Here is a 19,487-nt window from a genome sequence, read left to right as displayed (position 1 = left end):
CGTATATTAAGCGGAGCGACGTTCCGCTTGCTTATACCCTACGTCGGAACCAATCCGCCCGACCCGCACCCCTCCCGACCCGCACCCCTCCCGACCCACACCCCTCCCAGCCCACGCCCCACCGGCGCCACCAGAGCGGCGGCCGGAGCTTCCGGCAAGAACCGAAGGACAGGACACACCATGAGTTCAGCGGCCTCCACCCGCGTCACCGTCGACCCGCCCGCCCCCGTGCTGTCGTTCGGCCCCGTGGTCCTTCCCGTCCCCGGGCGCCCCGTGGTCCTGCAGGTACGTGTCACCGCTCCCGCGAGCGGGACCGACCTGCCGGTCATCCTCCTCTCCCACGGCCACGGCTTCTCGAACAACCTGTCCTCGCTCAACGGCTACGGCCCCCTCGCCAACCTCTGGGCGGCGCTGGGCTTCGTCGTCGTCCAACCCACCCACCTCAGCTCCAAAACACTCCAGCACGTGCTCGCGGACACTCCGAGAGAGCCCATGTCCTGGCGCTCACGCGCCGAGGACATGACCCACGTCCTCGACCGGCTCGACGTGATCGAGAACGCCGTGCCGCAGCTCGCCGGACGCGTGGACCACGGCAGCGTCGCCGTGGCCGGGCACTCGCTCGGCGGCTTCACCGCTGCCCTCCTCCTGGGCGCCCGCGTCACGGACCCCGATACCGGGGAGGAGGTGGACCTGGCCGAGCCGCGGATCGGGCAGGGGGTCCTGCTGGCCGCGCCGGGCAGGGGCGGCGACGCCCTGACCGGCCCCATGGTCGAGCGGATTCCGGTCATCCGCAGCATCGACTTCTCCACGATGGCCACGCCCGCGCTGGTCGTGGCCGGCGACAAGGACGACCCCCGGCACTTCACGGACATGGGACCGGACTGGTACGCCGACCCGTACCACCTCGCCCCCGGGCCCAAGACCCTGCTCACCCTGTTCGGCGCCGAGCACGGACTCGGCGGGATCGCCGGGTACGACGCCGCCGAGACCACGGACGAGAACCCCGAGCGGGTCGCCGCGCTCGGGCGGCTCTGCGCCGCCTACCTGCGCAGCCGGTTCCGGCCCGGTGACGACGCGTGGCCCAGGGCGCAGGAGGCACTGACGGGCGGCCCCGACGGGTTCGGACAGGTCGAGTCCAAGTAGCGGAGGACGGGCCGGGTCCCGCGCGGGGCCCGGCCGGGGTGGACTCCGGCCGGGTCCCGCGCGAACTAGTCCCGGCTGGCCCCCTCGGGCCAGATGACGTTGACCGGGAGTCCCCGCTCCGTGGCGACGCGCACCGCGTCCGCCGTCCCTCCCCCGCCTCCGGAGGGTTGGCCGTCCCACACCGCGAAGAGCATGTCGACCCCGCCGAGCACCGCCTCGTTGGCGTCCTCGTAGGCTCGGCGTCCCGCGGTCAGGTGGCGCATGTACCGCACCATGTGCGCGCGGACCAGCAGTCCGTCGAAGCCCTCGCGGTTCTCCGGCTTGACCTTGGCCTCCCGGTAGTCGGCCGAGGGCAGGACGACCTCCAGGGTTCCCCCGGCGGCGAGGACCTCCTCCGCGAAGAGCTGGTCGGCGCCGCGCGCCAGGCAGGAGACGCCGATGAGGTCGTCGTCGTTGTAATCTTCCAGTGCGTCCACCAGGGCCTTTCGTACCAGTTCCGCACTGTCAGCGGAGAGGTTCGAGTGGCCAGTGATTCCGATCCTTTTCACTTGTTACCATTCCTTTCCGTCTACTGGGCAAGCAGAGTACGCGATAATTCGTCACGCGTTTCGGCCACGGCGGGCTCACGGTGGAAGGCGGCCGACTCGGTGTACCAGTCGTGTATGCGCCGGCGCACCCTCCCCGAGTCGAGCGAGCGCTGGATCGCCGCGGCCTGGCGGACGACCCGCACCGACTCCTCCGGTTCGTCGAGCAGCAGGTAGGTGCGCCCGAGCCCCACGAGGTCGAAGGCCCGGCTGCGTTTCTTGGCCGGGTCGCGCAGCCGGAGCGCCCGGCCGATGTGCTGGGCGGAGGCCTCCGCGAACCTGCGCCGTGCCGCCCCGTCGTTCTGTCCGCCCGCGAGGTCGCGGTAGCGGGCACCCACGACCCCGGACAGTTCGGCGCGGTCGAAGTTGCGCGCCCACTCCGGGACCTCCCCGCCCTCTCCCCCGTCGAGCAGTTCCTCGGCCTGGGAGACGGTGCGCCGGTAGGCCTCGGTCCGGCCCATCCGGGCGTACGACCAGCCCTCGCGGGTGCGCAGCATCGCCAGCACCCGTTCGGGGGCGCGGTGGGCGTGGGCGCTGTCCAGGGCCAGCCGCGAGATGTCGAGGGCGTCGTCGGGACGGTGGAGGTCCAGCATCTGGCGGGCCATGTCGGCGAGTACCCCGACCCCGTACAGGCGGTGTTCGGGCCCCGCCTGGTGGATGGCCCGCAGGGAGAACGTGTAGTACTTCTGCGCGGTGGGGTGGTCCCCCGCGTCGTAGGACATGGCCGCGACGATCTTGGACAGTTCGGCCATGACGGCGAACAGTCTCGCCTGGACGGGTGCCGGCTGGGTCTCCTCGACCAGTTCGGACACCTCCGAGAGCTGTCCGATCACGGCCTTGCGGCGGATGCCCATCCGCCACCGGTCGTCCCAGTGGCGCAGCGCCACGGTTGCGGCCTCGATCCTCCCCAGTTCCGATTCCCCGATGTTGCTCGGCCCGTGGCCGGAAGTGGCCAGTGCGGGGAGCAGCCAGTGTTCCAGTACTTCCGTCAATGTGGCGCCCATGATGAGAGCGCCACCGACCGCGAAAGCATCCCTGCGTTTCATCAGATCCCTCAGCGTGATCTCGGCGATGTCCTGCGCTGTTCTCGGCGCAGACCACAATTCGTCCATGCCGTGCGCTGAAGAGCCTGTACCCCGATCCGCGCCGATATCGCCCCCTTCCGATTCGGAGAGGCCGAGAACGCGTCGGGCGTCGGTGGGCATGGACAGCCCGTCGGCCACCCGTTGCCAGGTCCGCAGGGCGGTCACCGAGCGCCGTCCGGACATGATCGCGCTGACGTGGGGCTGTGCGAGGTCGGTGGCCGCGCCGATCGCCTGCTGGCTGGCGCCCGTGTACTGCCTGACCAGGCGCAGCAGAGCCCCCGCGTCCTGGTCGGCGAGGGATCGGCGCACGTCGGCGCGGGACCAGAAGGAGGGTGGCGGGGTCGGTCGGGGGGTGACCGGTAACTCGGGCATTCATACCGCCGGTGTATATCGGCTCGGAATTCCAGGGGCAGGGGCGGACGGCGTTACATCTCCATAGACATCCTTACCCGGAATCGCTAGCCCCCGAAATGGGCGGAAGACCCTGTTTCCGTCTTCTTCGACGGTGCCACGAGGAGCGTGATCATGAATCCCACCCCCCACAATGGTCACAGGAGGAACGTCGACGGCCACGAACCCGGGGCCGTCGTTTCCCCCACGGGCACCCGCGTCGTTTCCTCCACCTGCGCCTATCCCCTTCCGCCCTGTGGCGAAGGCGCCGATTCCGGCGGGGTCGACCGGTGATCCCCGCGCACAGGAGACTCGTCGCCCGCCTGTCCGTGGACGGCGATCTGACCCCCGCGTGGCGGCGGGCGTTCGAGATGGTGCCGCGCCACCTGTTCCTGCCGGACGTCATCGAGGGGGGCGGATCCCCTGTGGACCGGCGCGAGGACGAGCCGGGGTGGTGGGAGGCCGCCTACGCCGACCTCCCGGTGGCCGTCGGGGTGGGAGGGGGCGCCCGGGAGGGCCCCGCCCATCCGGTGACGGACTCGCCGGCGCCGTCGGGGCTGGCGCGGGTGCTGGACCTGCTGCGGGTCTCCCCCGGTATGAGGGTCCTGGAGGTGGGCACCGGGACGGGCTACGGCGCGGCGCTGCTGTCGTACCGGCTCGGGGACGACGCCGTGACGTCGGTGGAGATCGACTTCGCCCTCGCCGAGAACGCCCGGGTCTCGTTGATGGCCGCCGGGTTCGCCCCTCTGGTGGTGAGCGGGGACGGCACGCAGGGCTGGGCGGCGCGGGCCCCGTTCGACCGGGTGCTCAGCTGTGTGGCGGTGCGCCGGGTCCCCTACTCGTGGGTGGCGCAGACGCAGCCCGGCGGGCGGGTGCTGACCACGTGGACCAACTCCTTCCACGACGGGGTCCTGGTGGACCTGGAGGTGGGCGCGTACGGCACGGCGCGCGGGCCGGTGGTGGGGAGCGGGCACGCGGGGGCGCGCCCGGTCCGCGACCCCCTGTCCATGGTGGAGACCTACGTGCGCCCGGACTCCGATTTCACGGTCACCCGGACGCGTCTGGGGCCGGAGGAGCCGATCCGGAACCCCGACGGTGCGTTCGCGGTCGGGGTGCGGATGCCCACGGTGGTGCACCGGACGCGGTTCGCCGCGGACCCGGCGGACCCGCGGTACACGGTGTACCTGATCGATCCGCACACGTGGTCGTGGGCGTCGTGGCACATCGACCCCGAGCAGCGGGACAGCGGGTACGAGGTCCGCCAGCACGGTCCGCGGCGGCTGTTCCACGAGCTGGAGGCCGCGCACGAGCTGTGGGTGGAGGCCGGCCGCCCGGAGCGCACCCGGTTCGGCCTGACGGTGTCCTTCGACCATCAGCTGGTGTGGCTGGACGAACCGCACGCCGTGTTCGCGTCCAGCCGGTAGCCCCCCGCCGGGAGGGGCTCTCCGTCCCGGCACGTGTTCGACCGCCCCCAGGGCCACTGCCCGAAGCACCGCTCCAGAGGGAGAAGCCGCATGTCCATCACGCCGTACAGCCCGCAGACCGCCGCACCCGGCTGGAGGTGGAGTCCCCGTGTGTACCCTCGCGTCCCCACCGGGGCGAGCCGGGTCAGATCCGAGCTGCGCACCGACCTGGAGCTGCTCACCGACGTCACGGAGGACCTGGTCTCGGACATGGTGCTCTGCGCGAGCGAGATGTTCTCGAGCGCGGTGGAGCACGTGGGGCCCGACCCCCGGGGGGGCCGTATGCTCCGCACGCTGACCCTGTACGGGGTGCCCGACCGCGGGTCGGTGCTGTGCCTGTCGATGGTGGGTGAGGGTGCGCGCAGCGCTGTGCCGCAGTTCCCGTGCGAGGGTCTGCCGGGGGTGTGGCCGGATGTGTCCCTGGGTCAGGGGCTGGTCCTGATCGACCGCCTCTCGGAGCGCTGGGGTACGCGCCGGGCCCTGTTCCCCGACGAGGGGGTGGGCGCCGCGATCTGGGCCGAGTTCACGGTGCCCGCGCAGTGACACGGACTTTCCCAGCGCTTCCGGGCGTGCCGGAGCCACCGGTCGGCGGAGCCGGACTCGGTGGCGGCAGGGGCTCCGGGCCGGCGCGGCCCCGCCGGTAGCGCCGCCCGGCTGCTACCGCGGAGCGTGTCCCGCCCCGGGTCCGTACGCCGCGAGGAAGACCCGCACGCCGTCGGCGGCGTGGCGTCGAAGCTCCTGCGGGGAGGGGATGGCCTCGTCCCCGAGCAGCATGGCCCGGTTGACCGGTTCGGCCATGACGAGCCAGTTGAAGTGGGAGGCGGCGGTCCGCGGATCGTCCACGGTGAGGCGGCCCTCGTCGGCCAGGCGCTCGAACAGGGCGGCCATGGAACGCATGGCGCGCGCGGGCCCGCCCTCGTGGAGGACCCTGGCGAGTTCGGGGAACCGGGGCACCTCGCCGATGACGAGGCGGCGCAGCCGCATCAGGTCGGGGGTGAGCACCACGGTGAGCTGCCGGTACGCGTACTCGCGCAGGTACTGGGCCAGGTCGTCGCCTCGGGCGGGCTGGGGCAGCTGGTCGTGGACGGTGTCGCCCGCGCCGGAGGTCATGCTGGTGACGATCTCGACGAACAGCGCCTCCTTGCTGCCGAAGTGCTTGTAGACGGTCTGCTTGGACACCTCTGAGAGCGCGGCGATCTCGTCCATGTTGGTACCGAGGTAGCCGCCCCGGAGGAAGACCTCCCGCGCCGCGTCCAGGATGGCCCGGCGCTTGCGTGCCGAGCGGCCCCGGCCGCCGGTCGCCCCGGGAGGGTTCTGTGTGTCCGCCACCGTCGTGCGACCGCCCGTCGTCGAAGTCGTCATGGTTGACCCATTGGTACTGCACGGTCTAGTTTGGTGCAAGTGCGGTACTGGACAGTCTAGTTTGCTTCCGGTTCACCGCGGAGAACCGTTTCGAGGAGAGGTGACGACGGTGCACGTACAGTTCGCGGAGCTTCCCGTGTTCGACCAGGACCGGGCCAAGGCGTTCTACACCGGCAGGCTCGGCTGCCGGGTGGTGGCCGACGCCCCCATGGGGGACGACGGGTGGCGGTGGATCGAACTCGGCTTCCCCGGTGCGGCCACGTCCCTGCACTTCGTCCGGCGCGCCGACGAGGCCCACTCCCCCGAACCCGTCATGGTGCTGGTGGACGAGGACGTGGCGGGGACGGTCGCGGCGCTGGAGAAGCAGGGGGTGGAGATCGTCACCGCACCGCAGGAGGCCCCCTACCAGCCGGGGCTCACCGTCGCCGAGTTCCGTGACAGCGAGGGCAACCGCATGGTGGTCAGCAGCACGTGACCGTTCCCGCGCTCCCAGCCGTCCTTCGAGGAGGAGACCCAGCCATGTCGACGCACGAACCCGAGGTCCGCACACTGAAGGTGCCGGGCGCACGCATCCACCACGAGGTGCGCGGCTCCGGCCCCGTCCTGCTGATGATCCCGGGCGGCCCGCAGGACGCCGGGGTCCTCGCCGGGATCGCCCGGCTGCTCGCCGACCGCTACACGACCGTCGCCTACGACCCGCGCGGCAACTCGCGCAGCACCCTTGACGGCGAACCCGTCGAGCAGCGGGTGGACGTGCACGCCGACGACGCGGCCCGCCTGGTCGAGGAGCTCGGCGGCGGCCCCGTGGACGTGTTCGGCACCAGCGGCGGCGGACAGGTCGGGCTCGCCCTGACGGCTCGCCGCCCCGACCTCGTGCGCGTTCTGGTCGCCCACGAACCGGCCTGTGTGCCCGTGCTCGACGACCCCGCCGCGGCCGAGGCCAGGGACCGCCACGTCTACGAGACCTACCTCCGCGAGGGTGTCGACGCGGCGATGGGCGAGTTCCTGGGGCTGAACGGCCTGGACTCCGGCGAGGAGGCGGAGGGCGAGGGCCTGTGGGGCCATGACGCGCCCCCTCCCGGCGAGGAGGAGCTCGCGACGTTCGAGCGGGTCAGCGGGAACTTCGACTACTTCCTGCGCCACGGACTCCTGCCGATCTCCCTGTACCGCCCCGACGTGGAGGCCCTGGCCGGGGGCGCGCCGAGGGTGGTGGTGGGGCTCGGCACGGGGTCCGAGGGCGAGCTCATCCACGACATCGGGCTCGCGCTGGCCGCACGGCTGGGGTCGGAGCCGGTGGCCTTCCCCGGCGACCACCTGGGGTACGAATCGCACCCGGACGAGTTCTCGCAGATCCTGCACCGGGTGCTGAGCCGGGACTGAACGCCCTGGGCCGTCCCGCGCGCCGGGGTGCGCAACGGCCCCGGTCGCGGGACGCGTGGGTGCGGTGCCCAGTTCCGGGAACGGGCGGTTCCGGCCAGGGCACCTCCGGGCGTTCGGCGAGCTCTCCGTCGGGTGAGGAGGGGCCGCCGAGCCCGGTGGGCAGCGGACGCCTGCGGCGCCGCTCCATGGCGGCGCTTCTCCTCGCTGAGCTGGATGGTCTGGACGAGGTTGCCGTCGGGGCCCTCGCCCGTACCGATCCGGTCGGGGCTCAGGACTCATCGGGCGGGTCAAGAACAACGAACGCTTTTCGGGACGTTCATTGGCAGACATCCCCAACCCGCGTTGATAACGTCGAGCGGCCGATCGGACACGGAGAGTCTCACCCGTGGGCGCCGACGTGTCCCTACGACAGTTGGGGGAGCACCCTATGCGAGCCGTGGTCTTCGAGAACTACGAGCAGTTCCCGTCACTCACCGACGTCCCCAGGCCCTCGCCCGGCCCGGGGCAGGTCCTCCTCCGGGTGGCCGGGGCGGGCGCCTGCCACTCCGACGTGAGCGTCTACCGCCATTTCAAAAAGGGGCAGGCGGGTGCGCAGAAGCCCCCGTTCGTGCTGGGCCACGAGAACGCCGGATGGGTCGAGGAGCTCGGTGAGGGCGTGAGCGAGCGCGTGAAGGTCGGTGACGCCTACCTGGCCTACGGGCCGATCGGCTGCGGCCACTGCCGTAAGTGCGCCAAGGGCCAGGACACCTACTGCGAGAACGTCGCGACCATGCCCTACCTGGCGGTCGGGCTGGGCCGCGACGGCGGCATGGCCGAGTACGTGACCGTGCCCGCCCACCACCTCGTCCCGCTCGGCGACGCCGACCCGGTGGAGGCGGCGCCGCTGTCCGACGCCGGGCTGACCCCGTACCACGCCGTCAAGCAGGCGTTGCCGCACCTGAACGGCGGCGGGCGCCATGCCCTGGTGATCGGCCTGGGCGGGCTGGGGCAGATCGGCGTGCAGATCCTGCGGGCGCTGACCGGTGCCACCGTGATCGCCACCGACGTCAAGCCCGAGGCCCGTGCCCGGGCGGAGCAGAGCGGGGCGGTCACCGTCGGGGCGGGCGACCGGCAGGTGGAGCAGATCCGCGAGATCACCGGAGGCCGGGGGGTGGACGCGGCCTTCGACTTCGTGGGCATCACACCGACCATCGCGACGGCGGCATCGTCGCTGGCCCAGGGCGGGAGCCTGACGGTGGTGGGCATCGCGGGCGGCACCCACGAGTTCTCGTTCTTCACCAACCCCTACGAGTCCTACCTGACCAACAGCTACTGGGGCACGGTGGAGGACCTGTGGGAGGTCGTGGACATGTACCGGGCGGGGCAGATCCGCCCGGAGGTGGAGCGGTTCGCCATGGAGGACGCCCTGGAGGCGTACCGGAGGCTGGAGGCGGGGGAGGTCGCCGGGCGGGCCGTCGTGGTCCCGAACGCGGGCTGACCCCCGCAGGGGTCCGCCGGGAGGGGGCGGTGCCGGGGCGTTCGCCCCGGTACCGCCCCCTCCCACTGGGCCGGGCCCCAGCACCCGGCCCCCGGCATCCGCGCCGGCTCAGCCCGTTGTGCCGCCGTCCCGTTCCCGGGCGTGGTGCCGGGCGGCCTTCGCCCGGTTCCCGCACCCGGCCATGGAGCACCAGCGCCGGGTGCCGTTGCGGGAGGTGTCGTAGAAGCGCAGGACGCAGGCGTGGCCGGCGCAGCGGCGGATGCGGTCGGGGGCCGCGGAGAGCAGGTCGAGGTAGTCGGCCGCCGCCGACCAGGCCGGCGCCCAGGCGGGGTCGTCGAAGCGTGTGACGGCGTCCGCCCGGTCCCCGTCCAGGAACCGGTACACGGCGCCGTGGCCGAGCACCCGGTTGAGGACGGCGGCGGCCTCGGGGTCGGGGTCCCCGGGGGTGTCGGCGAGGCGGGCGAGCGCGTCGCGGGTGAGGAGAAGGTTCTCGCGCGCGGCTTCGTCGGCGGTGAACCGGTCGGCCCCTCCGATCTCCCCGAACCACTGGCGGAGACCGTCCAGGGAGTCGAGCAGGTCGTGGTCGGTGCCGCCCGCGACCCAGCGGGTGTTGAGCAGGTCCATCGCGAGCGGTTCGCCCACGAGCGGGCGTGTGCGCCCCGGTTCCATCGTGTACCCCTCCGTGTGGTCCGGTCGGCCCGTCCGGCGGTTGCCCGCCGTGCGGGGCGGGCGCGGTCGGGCCGGTCGTGTTCGCCGGGACGGGGCCGGGCGCCGCCGCACCCGCCTCGGTGCGCCGGACCGGCCCCGTCGTCGTTCCCGCTATGTGTACCACCCACCAGCACTAACCCTTGAAATCTATTTCAAGGGTTGCACTTTGCGCAACTAACCCTCTACTGTCGCTTTTGGCGGTTACATCTTCGTGCCGCCACCGACAGGAACGGGGTGCGCCATGGCGCCGACCATCAGCAGGACCGGCCACGTGGGCCTGAACGTCACCGACCTCCGCCGCTCGCTGGACTTCTACCTGCGCGTCCTCGGTCTGGAGACCATGGGCGAGGGGACCGAGGAGGGGCGCGAGTTCGCCTTCCTCGGGCACGAGGGCACGATCGTGCTGACCCTGTGGCAGCAGAGCGGCGAGGCGTTCCGCAAGGACGTCGCCGGACTGCACCACCTGTCCTTCCAGGTGGACACCGTGGAGGAGGTCCGTGAGACCGAGGTACGGCTGCGCGAGACCGCCGTGGAGTTCGCCTACGACGGCGTCGTCCCGCACGGGGAGGGCGCGGAGTCCGGCGGCGTGTTCTTCTACGACCCGGACGGCATCCGGTTGGAGATCTACGCACCCACCGGGGCCGAGAGCGCCCAGGCACCCGTCGCCTCCGCCCCCACCTGCGGGTTCTTCTAACCGCACGTCTACGCGGCATCCATCCCACGCGGTGCTCCCCCACGGGGGGCACCGCCCCACTCCTGGAGGAGAAGGGCATGACCTACCACCGGGGAGAACGAGAGGTCCAGGCCAGGGCCGCCCTGTCCGACCGGGCCGCGTTCTCCGAGGGGGCCGTCGGCGACGCGATACCCGACGTCGCCGCCGAGTTCCTGGCCACGCAGCCCCTGCTCGTCGTGGGCGCCGCCGACGACCGGGGCGACCTGTGGTGCTCACCGGTCACGGGGCCGCCCGGGTTTTTGCGGGCCCGCGAACCGCGCACCCTCGACGTCGGCGCGACCCCGCACACCGGCGACCCGCTGGCCGGGGTCCTCGGCCGGGCGGCCCCGCCCGTCCCGGTCGGGGCCCTGGCCATCGAACCCGCCACGCGTCGGCGCATGCGGATCAACGGCACCGCGAGCCCCCGCGGCGGCGGGCTGCGGATCGCCACGGAGCAGGTGTACGCCAACTGCCCCAAGTACATCCAAAAGCGCGAGGTCCTCCCCGCGTCCCCGTGGAGGGCCGGGCCCCGGGACGGGGGCGGGGCGGGCGACCCCGCGCGGTCGCAACGTCTGACCGGCGGGCAGCAGGACCTCCTGAGGCGGGCGGACACCTTCTTCGTCGCCACCGCGAGCGACACCGGTGACACCGACGCCAGCCACCGGGGCGGCGCCCCCGGCTTCGTGCGGGTGCACTCCCCCACCCTGCTCAGCTGGCCCGACTACGTCGGAAACGCCATGTTCATGACGCTGGGCAACCTGGCGCTGAACCCGCGCGCCGGCCTGCTGGTCCCCGACTGGGAGACGGGCGGCCTCCTGTGGCTCACGGGGAGGGCCCGCGTGCTGTGGGGCGAGGAAACGGGTGAGCGGACGGTGGAGTTCGCGGTCGAGGGGGTGGTGGACGCGGTGTCCGGAGGGCTCCTGTCCCCCGGTGTTCCGCAGTACTCCAAATTCAATCCGCCGGTCGGTCCGGCGGCGGTCACGGGAGGGGTCCGATGAGGGTTCGTGTCGACAGGGCGTCGTGTGAGAACCACGGGCAGTGCGTGTTCGCCGCCCCCGGGGTCTTCTCCTTCGACGACGACGAGGAACTGCTGTACGAGGAGTCACCCGGCCCCGAACACGGGGAGGCGGTGGCGCGGGCGGCGCGGAGCTGCCCGGTCCGGGCGATCACGGTCGGGGAGGGCGCGGTATGAGGGGACGGCAGGGGCCGGGCGCAGCGGTCGTCGTGGTGGGCGCGGGCCTGGCGGGGCTGCGCGTGGCGACGGCCCTGCGGGAACGGGGCTTCGGCGGGCGGATCACCCTGGTGGGCGACGAGCCCCATCTGCCCTACGACCGTCCGACCCTGTCCAAGGACCTGTTGACGGGGCGCCGGACGGAGGCGCAGAACGCGCTCCCCCTCCCCCCGGACCTGGACGCGCGGTGGCTCCTGGGAAGGTCCGCCGTGGGCCTGGACCGGGCCGCGCACCGGGTGGCGCTGGACGACGGCTCCGTCCTTGACTACGACGGTCTGGTGGTCGCCTCCGGCGCCTCGGCCGTCCCCTGGCCGGGCCCCGGCACACCGCCCGCCGGGGGAACGCACCTGCTGCGGGGGCTGCGGGACGCGCGCGGCCTGCTGCGCTCGCTCGAACACGGCGGCCCGCTGCTGGTGGTGGGTGGCGGGTTCCTCGGCGGGGAGGTCGCCTCGGCCGCCCGCGCCCTCGGGGTCGCGGTGACGCACGTGTACCGGGCACGGCTGCCCCTGGAACGGGCGGCGGGGCCGGTGGTGGGCGGGTTCGTCGCCCGCGCCGGCGCCGCGGCCGGGGTGGACGCACGGCCGGGGACCTCGGTGGCGGGTTTCCTGGGCGGCCGGGTGCTGGAGGGCGCCGTCCTGTCCGACGGGACCCGGGTGGCGGCGGGGGCCGCCGTCCTGGCCCTGGGGGCGAGGGCCGACACCGCCTGGCTGGACGGCTCGGGGCTGCGGTCGGCTCCGGACGGCTCCCGCGCGCTGGTCGTCGACCACCGGCGCAGGCCGCTGGCCGACGACGGCACCCCGGCGGACGGGATCGTGGCGGTGGGCGACGCCGCGGCCTCACCCCACCCGTACTCGGGGGACGGCGCACCCGCCCACCTGGCCCTGGGCCACTGGAGCGAGGCGGTCGACCACGCCGACACGGCTGCGGCGACCCTGCTCGGACAGGACGCGGCGGCGGGGACCGCGGTGCCCTCGTTCTGGTCCGACCAGTTCGGGCTGCGCCTGCGTTCGGTGGGGCTGCCCCGGCTGGCCGACCGGGCCGAGGTCCACGACCACGACCCCGCCCGGGGAAGGCTGGAGGTTTCCTACCACCGGGGCGGGCGCCTGGTCGGCGCCCTCACCGCGAACCGGACCTCGCGGCTGGCCGCCTACCGCGACCGCCTCCGTGAGGAGTGGTCCGGCCCGGACCGGGAGCTTCTGCACGCCTGCCGGGCGCCGGGCTGTGTCTGATCCTCCTGAGGGCCCACCGTGCGCGGACTGGGCGACCCCCGGTTTCGCGGCGGGCGCGGTCTGCTGCCAGGATGCCGTCAGCACTGGTAGGAACCGTGAGGAGAGACATGGATCTGGGGATCGCGGGAAAGGTCGCTCTGGTCACCGCGGCCAGCTCCGGCCTGGGACGGGCCATCGCCGTCGCGCTGGCGGCCGAGGGCGTGCACGTGGCCGTGACCGGCCGTGACCGGGAGCGCCTGGAGGCCACCGTCGCGGCGTGCACCGAACACGGCGTGTCCGCGCTGGCGGTGGAGTGGGACCTGGCCGACCACGGGGGCGCGGCCGGGGTCGTGGACCGGGTGGCCTCCGTCCTCGGCCCGGTCGACATCCTGGTCAACAACACCGGCGGCCCGCCGCCCACCTCCGCTCTGGGCCAGGACGCCGGGGTGTGGGAGGACATGTACGGGTCCATGGTCCTGCCCGTCATCCGGCTCACCGACGCCGTGGTCGGCGGGATGCGCGAACGCGGCTGGGGCCGGATCATCACCAGCACGTCCTCCGGGCCGATCACGCCGATTGCGAACCTGGGGATCTCCAACACGCTGCGGGCCTCGCTGCACGCCTGGTCCAAGACGGTGTCCAACGAGGTGGCGGCGGACGGGGTGACCGTCAACGTCATCGTCCCGGGCCGGATCACGACGCCGCGCACGGACTCGCTGGACCGGGGCCGCGCCGAGCGCGAGGGCCGCCCGTTCGAGGACGTGCGGCGCGATGCGAGCGCCCAGATCCCCGCCGGGCGCTACGGCAGCACGGAGGAGTACGGGGCGGTGGCGGCGTTCCTGGCGAGCCGCCAGGCCGCCTACGTCACGGGTTCGACGGTCCGGGTGGACGGCGGGCAGATCCCGTCGGTGTGATCCGCCGGGCGGCGGCCGTGTCCCGGCCGCCGCCGAGGAGCCCGGGGCGCGGCCCGGACACGCTGCCCGTGTGACGCCGGGACCGCGCACCCCTGCGGTCACCGCACTACGGTGCCCCGCCGCTCCCGGGCCGCTTCGGCGGCAGGGGGACGAAGGCACTGGTGCGCTCGGCGTACTCGGCCCATCCGGGCCGCCCCGCCATGTGCTCGTCCAGCAGCCGCTGGCCGGACCCCCGGGTGAGCAGGTAGGTCATCACCAGCGGCGCGGGCAGGGTGAGCAGCACCCACCACGAGCCGCCCGCGGCGACCAGGAACAGCCCCCACCACACGCAGGCGTCACCGAAGTAGTTCGGGTGGCGGGTCCACGCCCACAGCCCCCGGTCCATGATGCGGCCCCGGTTGGCCGGATCGCGCTTGAACCGGGCCAGCTGGGCGTCGCCGACCGTCTCGAACGCGAACCCCGTCAGCCACAGGAGCACGCCGAGGGCGGTCGTCCAGCCGAGCGGGGCCGTGGTGTGCGCGGCTGTCTGGACCGGCAGGGAGATCAACCAGACCAGGGCGCCCTGGAGCAGGTAGACGATGCGCAGAGCGTAGAGGTCGGGGTTGCCGGGGGCTCTGGCGAGGAGGCGTTCGTAGCGCGGGTCCTCGCCCCCGCCCCGCCCGCGCAGTCCGATGTGGACCGCCAGGCGCCCGCCCCACACCACGGTGAGTCCGAACATGAGCCAGGCGCGGGCCGGGTCACCGGTCGCCGTCAGGGCGCTGACCGCCGCGACCAGGGCGAATCCCGCACCCCAGGCCACGTCCACGACACTGTGGCGTCCGGCGCGCAGCCCGATGGCGAAGGTCGCGAGCATGAGTGCGGCCACGGCCGCGGCGGACACGGCCAGGGTGGTGAGAAGTGCGGCGGTGTTCACCGCAGACCTCCGGCGCGGGTGCCGGTCCGGTCCGGGCCGCCGGTGGGGCCGGGGCGGTCGGGCCGCACGGCCACGATCTGGTCCACGCCCATGCTCCCGTCCTCGAAGGCCAGCGCTCCCCCGGCCAGGTAGAGCCGCCACACGCGCGCGGACTCCGCGCCGACGAGCCCGACCAGCTCCTCGAACCGGCGCTCCAGCTCGGCCGACCAGGCGCGGGCGGTGCGCACGTAGTGCTCGCGCATGGCCCGGACGCCCCGTACCTCCAGTCCGGCGTCCTCCAGCAGGCCGACCGTCTCCCCGAGCGGGCGCATGTACATGTCGGGCGCGATGTAGCGCTCGATGAACGCTCCCCCGCCCGGACGCGGACCGCGCCGGGACATCTGCTGGACGAGCAGGCGTCCGCCGGGCCGCAGCCGCGTGCGCAGGGCACGGGCGAAGGGCGCGTACCCGTCGCGCCCCACGTGCTCGCCCATCTCGATGGCTGCCACGGCGTCGAAACCGGTGTCGGCGACCTCGCGGTAGTGCTGGAGCCGGACGTCGACCAGTCCGCCCAGGCCCTGTGCGCGGGCGCGTTCGGTCACGTGGTCGCGTTGGCGGGCGGACAGGGTGACGGCGGTGACCGCGACCCCGTGGTGCCGGGCTGCGTGCAGGGCGAGGGAGCCCCAGCCGCAGCCGACGTCGAGGAGGCGGTCCCCCTCGGACAGGCCGAGTTCGGCGCACACGAGTTCGAGTTTGTCGCGTTGGGCGTCGGCGAGGGTGTAGCCGGGGTCGTCGCTGGTCCAGTACGCGCACGAGTAGGCCATGGACTCGTCCAGGAGGAGTTCGTACAGGTCGTTGCCGGCGTCGTAGTGGTGGGCGATGGCGGCCGCGTCGCGTTCGCGCGAGTGCGGGCGCCCCCTCATGCGGGCCTCGGTGTGCGGCGGGGGCGGCGGCGGGCCGACCACGCCCAGGGTCACCAGCACGCGGGCGGCGCGGGCCGCCTCCACGGGGCCGGGGAGGGAGGTCCCGTGCTCGGCGATGCCCGCCCACACGCGGCGCAGGCCGTCGGTGAGGTCGCCGTCGACGTCGAGCGACCCGGTGACGTAGGCGCGTGCGAGTCCCAGTTCTCCGGGGCGGGCCAGGAGGTGGCGCACGGCGTCGCGGTCCCGCAGGACCACGCGGGGCGCGTCAGTGGGGCCGGCCTCGCTGCCGTCCCAGGCGCGCAGCCGGACCGGCATGATCCCGTTGAACAGGCCGGCGACGAGGGGCGCGAGGAAGTGGGCGGCTCCGCGCGGGGCGGCCGGGGGTTGCGCGCCGGCGGTTCCGGCGGTCGTCGCGGTGTTCGCGGTGGTGGACTGGGTGGTCACCGGGCACGCTCCATGATGATCTGCTCGACGTCGATGATCCCGGACCGGAATCCGGCCTCGCAGTAGGCGAGGTAGAAGAACCACATGCGGCGGAAGGTGTCGTCGAAGCCGAGTTCGCCGACCCGGTCGGCGGCCCCGGTGAAGGCCTCCCGCCACACGCGCAGGGTGTCGGCGTAGTCGCGGCCGAAGGACAGCCGGTCGACGAGGGTCAGGGAGGTGCGGGCCCGCAGCTGCTCCTCGACGGCCGTGACCGAGGGGATGAGTCCGCCGGGGAAGACGTACTTGTGCATCCAGGTGTAGGAGCCGCGCGAGGCCCGCATCATGGCGTGCTCCATGGTGATGCTCTGGAGGGCCACCCGGCCTCCGGGCCGGACCAGCCGGTCCAGGGCCGTGAAGTAGACCGGCCAGTAGCGCTCGCCGACGGCCTCGACCATCTCCACGCTCACGACGGCGTCGTAGCTGCCCTCGACGTCGCGGTAGTCGCGCAGTTCGACGTCGACCAGGTCGGCGACCCCGGCGCCGGCGACCCGTTCGCGGGCCAGGTCGCGCTGCTCGGCGGAGAGGGTGACGGTGGTGACGCGGGCTCCCCTGTGTGCGGCCCGGATCGCGAGTTCGCCCCAGCCGGTGCCGATCTCCAGCAGGCGGGTCCCCCCGGTGACCCCCGCGCCGTCCAGCAGGCGGTCGATCTTGCGTTCCTGGGCGCGGGCGAGGGTGTCCCGGTCGCGGGGCTCGTCCTCGGCGAACAGGCCGGACGAGTAGGTCATCGTCCGGTCCAGGAACACCGCGAACAGGTCGTTGGACAGGTCGTAGTGGTGGCTGATGTGGCGGCGCGCGCCCGCGCGGGTGTTGCGGTCCGAGGGAGGGCGCCGCGGGAGGGCGACGTGGCGCAGGGGCTGGAGGGGGCGGGGCACGAGGTTCTCGTAGTCCTCGGCCAGGCGGGTGAGCAGGGCGACGGGGTCGGGCGAGTCCCACTCGCCCGCCATGTAGGACTCCCCGAAGCCGATGAGGCCGTCGGCGGCCAGGCGCCGGTGGAAGGCGTCGGGGTCGCGCAGCCACAGGACCGGGGCGTCGCCGACCGCGGAGGTGGCGGTGCCGGGCACCGGCTCCTCGGGGCCGGTGTGCACCCGCACTCCCGCGCGCGCGGCGGCGTACCCGGTGACCGCGCGGGCGACGAGGGCACGCAGGTGGCCGCCGGGAACCCTGGCCACGTCGGGCCATCTGCGGGGGTCCAGGGCCTGCGGCGAGTGGGGACTGGTCGTGGTCATGACCGTGTTGCCTTCCGTTCCGTGGTGCGGGGCGGCGGCCCGTCGGGGCGGGGCAGGACGGGCAGGCCGCGCAGGTGGAGTCCGATGCCCTGGATGCGGATGCGCAGTGCGCCGACCAGGGGTGTGAGGGGGTGGCGCAGCGCCCTGAGGAGCAGGGACGCCGCGGTGGCGGGGCGCCGCACCCCGCGCACGGAGGCCGTGAAGGGGGGTCGGCCCTCGCGGTGCAGGGCGATGGTGAGGGCGAGGCGGTCGCCGGGTTCGGGGAGGCTGATCCGGTAATGGCCGTCGACCTCGTTGAACGGCGACACGAACAGCGCCTTGTCGGTCCGCGCGCGACCGCGCCCGTCCACCTCCAGCAGGTAGCGGTGGCGTTGGCCGTAGGTGTTGTGGACCTCGGCGACGACGCGGCTGAGGCTGCCGTCGCGGTGGTGGCACCAGTAGACGGTCAGTGGGTTGAAGACGTGGCCGAGGACGCGGGCGTGGGCGAGCATGAGCACGCGGCCGCCCTCCAGGTCGACCCCGTGGTCGGCGAGGTAGGCGTCGATGGCGGCGCGGAGCGAGCGCGCGGGGGAACCGCCGGCGGCCGGCCCGTGGTCGGCGGCGCGGAACCCGGCGAGGAGGCGCAGGGGCAGCGGCGGGCGCGGCAGGTCGTCCAGGTCGACGAACCAGTAGTAGGTGTCGTAGGCGAAGGAGTTGCGCACGGGTTCGACGCGCACGTGGCGCACGGTCGCCTCGTACAGCGCGGGAACGGGCCTCACCAGAGGCTCCCCAGCGAGGCGGCGGCCCGGACGCCCGACGCGCACCCGTCCTCGTGGAACCCCCAGCCGTGGTGGGCCCCGGCGAACGCGACCACGCCGTCCTCCAGCTCGGGCAGCCGCCGCTGCGCCGCCAGGGACGCGGGCGTGTAGACGGGGTGGGTGTAGTCCATGGCGGCCACGACCCGGTCGGGGTCGACCCGGTCGGTCCCGTTGAGGGTGACCACGTACTGGTTGGCGGCGTCCAGGTTCTGGAGCCGGTTCATGTGGTAGCTGACCCGCACGGGTTCCCGGTCGGGCTCGCAGGAGGCCAGCCGGTAATTCCAGCCGGCCCAGGCGGTCCGGTCCCGGGGCAGGACGGAGGCGTCGGTGTGCAGCAGGGTCCGGTTGCGGGAGTAGCCGAAGGCGCCCAGGACCTCGCGCTCGGTGTCGGTGGGGCGTTCGAGCAGGGCGAGGGCCTGGTCGGCGTGGGTGGCGACGACCGCCGCGTCGAAGTCGAGGGTCTCGGTGGGGGTGCGCACGCGCACGCCGTTCGCTGTGCGGGCCAGGGAGCGGGCCGGGCTTCCGGTCCGCACCGCGTGGAGGTTCTCGGCGACGCGTTCGACGTAGGAGCGGGAGCCGCCCACGACGGTGCGCCAGCGGGGTGAGCCCCACACGCCGAGCATGCCGTGGTTGGCGAGGAAGGCGAACAGGTAGCGGGCGGGGTAGTCGGTGGCGGTGCCGGGCGGGCACGACCAGACCGCCGACACCAGGGGCAGGAGGAAGTGCGCCGTCATGTAGGGGCTGAACCGGTGCCTGCGGACGAACTCGCCGAGCGTGGGTTGGGCCGCTTCCGTCCGCCCCGGGGCCGGGCCGGGTTCCCCGGGCCCGACCGCCCCGGTGGCCTGCGGGGCCCCGGCCCCGGTGGCGGCCCCGTCCGCGCCGGCGTCGAGGAGCCGGCGTGCGGCCCGGTGGAACCGGGGGATCTCGGCGAGCATCCTGAGGTAGTCGGGGCTGCGCCGGGAGCGGTTGGGCAGCATGGCGCGCACCCCGCGCGCGCCCGCGTACTCCAGACCGCAGCCCTCGCAGCTGACCGACATGCTCATCTCGGTGGGCTGGGTGCGGACGCCGAGTTCGTCGAACAGGCGCAGCAGGTGGGGGTAGGTCCGGCGGTTGTGCACGATGAAGCCGCTGTCGACCCACAGCTCCCCGTCGCCCCCGTCGGCGATCCGGTGGGTGTGGGCGTGCCCTCCCAGGCGGTCGTCGGCCTCCAACAGGGTGACGTCGTCGCCCCTGTGCAGGATGTGTGCCGCCGTCAGTCCTGCGACCCCGGACCCGACGACCGCGACTCTGCGCCGCCGAAGGGTGTGCTGCCCTGTGCCCATGCGTCCTCACTCACGTGTGCGATGTGGTGTGGGTGATTCGGCACGGAGAGGACCGCGGATTGCCCCGAATGGTGACGAAGGGGTAACGAACACGGGTGCCCGGAGAGGGGGACGGTGGTGCGGGGCGTGCCCCGGTGAGGGCGCCGGGCCCCGTGGGATACGGCACCACAGCCCCTGGAAGCACCCT

General features: G+C 73.5%; 20 protein-coding genes and 1 pseudogene. 11 read left to right on the top strand and 10 right to left on the bottom strand.

Annotated features, from left to right (window positions below):
• Positions 1-180: 180 nt before the first annotated feature.
• On the top strand, positions 181-1,143 hold the full coding sequence (locus tag ACFWTE_RS12990) for an alpha/beta hydrolase family protein (RefSeq protein WP_378779545.1): 963 nt from the start codon (positions 181-183) through the stop codon (positions 1,141-1,143).
• A gap of 65 nt (positions 1,144-1,208) precedes the next feature.
• Here ACFWTE_RS12990 and ACFWTE_RS12985 read toward each other — a convergent pair whose 3' ends face one another.
• A complete protein-coding gene (locus tag ACFWTE_RS12985) occupies positions 1,209-1,691 on the bottom strand; it encodes a hypothetical protein (protein ID WP_378779544.1) in 483 nt (160 codons plus the stop codon).
• Between the two features lie 20 nt (positions 1,692-1,711).
• Positions 1,712-3,184, bottom strand: coding sequence for a helix-turn-helix domain-containing protein (locus ACFWTE_RS12980; RefSeq protein ID WP_378779543.1), 1,473 nt, complete (start codon positions 3,182-3,184; stop codon positions 1,712-1,714).
• Positions 3,185-3,492: 308 nt separating this feature from the next.
• On the opposite strand from ACFWTE_RS12980, the gene ACFWTE_RS12975 reads away from it, so the two are divergent.
• Both ACFWTE_RS12975 and ACFWTE_RS12970 read left to right on the top strand, forming a co-directional pair.
• Complete coding sequence (locus tag ACFWTE_RS12975; protein ID WP_378779542.1) at positions 3,493-4,626, top strand: protein-L-isoaspartate(D-aspartate) O-methyltransferase; 1,134 nt, start codon at positions 3,493-3,495, stop codon at positions 4,624-4,626.
• A 90-nt stretch (positions 4,627-4,716) separates the two neighbouring features.
• A complete protein-coding gene (locus tag ACFWTE_RS12970) occupies positions 4,717-5,208 on the top strand; it encodes an ATP-binding protein (RefSeq protein ID WP_378779541.1) in 492 nt (163 codons plus the stop codon).
• 114 nt (positions 5,209-5,322) lie between these two features.
• Here ACFWTE_RS12970 and ACFWTE_RS12965 read toward each other — a convergent pair whose 3' ends face one another.
• Positions 5,323-6,027, bottom strand: a complete 705-nt coding sequence (locus ACFWTE_RS12965; protein ID WP_378779540.1) for a TetR/AcrR family transcriptional regulator — start codon at positions 6,025-6,027, stop codon at positions 5,323-5,325.
• A gap of 109 nt (positions 6,028-6,136) precedes the next feature.
• Between ACFWTE_RS12965 and ACFWTE_RS12960 the strand changes: the two genes are divergently transcribed.
• A complete protein-coding gene (locus tag ACFWTE_RS12960; protein ID WP_378779539.1) occupies positions 6,137-6,502 on the top strand; it encodes a VOC family protein in 366 nt (121 codons plus the stop codon).
• A gap of 44 nt (positions 6,503-6,546) precedes the next feature.
• Positions 6,547-7,407 carry an alpha/beta fold hydrolase gene (locus ACFWTE_RS12955; RefSeq protein WP_378779538.1) on the top strand — a complete coding sequence of 287 codons (861 nt, stop codon included), beginning with the start codon at positions 6,547-6,549 and terminating at the stop codon, positions 7,405-7,407.
• Positions 7,408-7,492: 85 nt separating this feature from the next.
• On the opposite strand, the pseudogene ACFWTE_RS12950 reads toward ACFWTE_RS12955, so the two are convergent.
• A pseudogene (locus ACFWTE_RS12950) lies at positions 7,493-7,597 on the bottom strand (RNA polymerase subunit sigma-70); the annotation flags it as partial.
• A gap of 237 nt (positions 7,598-7,834) precedes the next feature.
• On the opposite strand from ACFWTE_RS12950, the gene ACFWTE_RS12945 reads away from it, so the two are divergent.
• Positions 7,835-8,884, top strand: coding sequence for an NAD(P)-dependent alcohol dehydrogenase (locus tag ACFWTE_RS12945; protein WP_378779537.1), 1,050 nt, complete (start codon positions 7,835-7,837; stop codon positions 8,882-8,884).
• Between the two features lie 108 nt (positions 8,885-8,992).
• Here ACFWTE_RS12945 and ACFWTE_RS12940 read toward each other — a convergent pair whose 3' ends face one another.
• The gene (locus ACFWTE_RS12940) at positions 8,993-9,553 is read right to left on the bottom strand and encodes a CGNR zinc finger domain-containing protein (RefSeq protein WP_378779536.1); all 561 of its coding nucleotides are present in this window, start codon (positions 9,551-9,553) and stop codon (positions 8,993-8,995) included.
• Between the two features lie 280 nt (positions 9,554-9,833).
• Here ACFWTE_RS12940 and ACFWTE_RS12935 point away from each other — a divergent pair, with 280 nt between their 5' ends.
• The 5 genes from ACFWTE_RS12935 to ACFWTE_RS12915 all read left to right on the top strand — a co-directional run bounded on the left by ACFWTE_RS12935 (position 9,834) and on the right by ACFWTE_RS12915 (position 13,657).
• Positions 9,834-10,286: a VOC family protein gene (locus ACFWTE_RS12935; protein WP_378779535.1), complete on the top strand. Its 453-nt coding sequence runs from the start codon at positions 9,834-9,836 to the stop codon at positions 10,284-10,286.
• A 77-nt stretch (positions 10,287-10,363) separates the two neighbouring features.
• Positions 10,364-11,302, top strand: a complete 939-nt coding sequence (locus ACFWTE_RS12930) for a pyridoxamine 5'-phosphate oxidase family protein (RefSeq protein ID WP_378779534.1) — start codon at positions 10,364-10,366, stop codon at positions 11,300-11,302.
• Complete coding sequence (locus ACFWTE_RS12925) at positions 11,299-11,496, top strand: ferredoxin (protein WP_378779533.1); 198 nt, start codon at positions 11,299-11,301, stop codon at positions 11,494-11,496. Before ACFWTE_RS12930 ends, ACFWTE_RS12925 begins: the two co-directional genes overlap by 4 nt.
• Positions 11,493-12,764: an FAD-dependent oxidoreductase gene (locus ACFWTE_RS12920; RefSeq protein ID WP_378779532.1), complete on the top strand. Its 1,272-nt coding sequence runs from the start codon at positions 11,493-11,495 to the stop codon at positions 12,762-12,764. The genes ACFWTE_RS12925 and ACFWTE_RS12920 overlap by 4 nt, the downstream gene beginning before the upstream one ends.
• Positions 12,765-12,871: 107 nt before the next feature.
• The gene (locus ACFWTE_RS12915; RefSeq protein ID WP_378779530.1) at positions 12,872-13,657 is read left to right on the top strand and encodes an SDR family oxidoreductase; all 786 of its coding nucleotides are present in this window, start codon (positions 12,872-12,874) and stop codon (positions 13,655-13,657) included.
• A gap of 106 nt (positions 13,658-13,763) precedes the next feature.
• On the opposite strand, the gene ACFWTE_RS12910 is transcribed toward ACFWTE_RS12915, so the two are convergent.
• Genes ACFWTE_RS12910 through ACFWTE_RS12890 form a run of 5 tightly spaced genes read right to left on the bottom strand, consistent with a single transcriptional unit; the run spans position 13,764 to position 19,300 of the window.
• Positions 13,764-14,510 carry a DUF1295 domain-containing protein gene (locus tag ACFWTE_RS12910; protein WP_378779567.1) on the bottom strand — a complete coding sequence of 249 codons (747 nt, stop codon included), beginning with the start codon at positions 14,508-14,510 and terminating at the stop codon, positions 13,764-13,766.
• Between the two features lie 56 nt (positions 14,511-14,566).
• Positions 14,567-15,916, bottom strand: coding sequence for a class I SAM-dependent methyltransferase (locus tag ACFWTE_RS12905; RefSeq protein ID WP_378779529.1), 1,350 nt, complete (start codon positions 15,914-15,916; stop codon positions 14,567-14,569).
• Entirely contained in the window at positions 15,913-17,181 is a 1,269-nt protein-coding gene (locus ACFWTE_RS12900; RefSeq protein ID WP_378779528.1) for a class I SAM-dependent methyltransferase, read from the bottom strand. Before ACFWTE_RS12900 ends, ACFWTE_RS12905 begins: the two co-directional genes overlap by 4 nt.
• Positions 17,178-17,939, bottom strand: coding sequence for a DUF1365 domain-containing protein (locus ACFWTE_RS12895; RefSeq protein ID WP_378779527.1), 762 nt, complete (start codon positions 17,937-17,939; stop codon positions 17,178-17,180). Before ACFWTE_RS12895 ends, ACFWTE_RS12900 begins: the two co-directional genes overlap by 4 nt.
• Complete coding sequence (locus tag ACFWTE_RS12890; RefSeq protein ID WP_378779526.1) at positions 17,936-19,300, bottom strand: NAD(P)/FAD-dependent oxidoreductase; 1,365 nt, start codon at positions 19,298-19,300, stop codon at positions 17,936-17,938. Before ACFWTE_RS12890 ends, ACFWTE_RS12895 begins: the two co-directional genes overlap by 4 nt.
• Positions 19,301-19,487: the final 187 nt, after the last annotated feature.

The organism is Nocardiopsis sp. NPDC058631 (genome assembly GCF_042716955.1).
GTDB lineage: Bacteria > Actinomycetota > Actinomycetes > Streptosporangiales > Streptosporangiaceae > Nocardiopsis.
The sequence above is the reverse complement of the archived record's forward strand: the minus strand, read 5'-3'. Positions and strand labels throughout refer to the sequence as shown.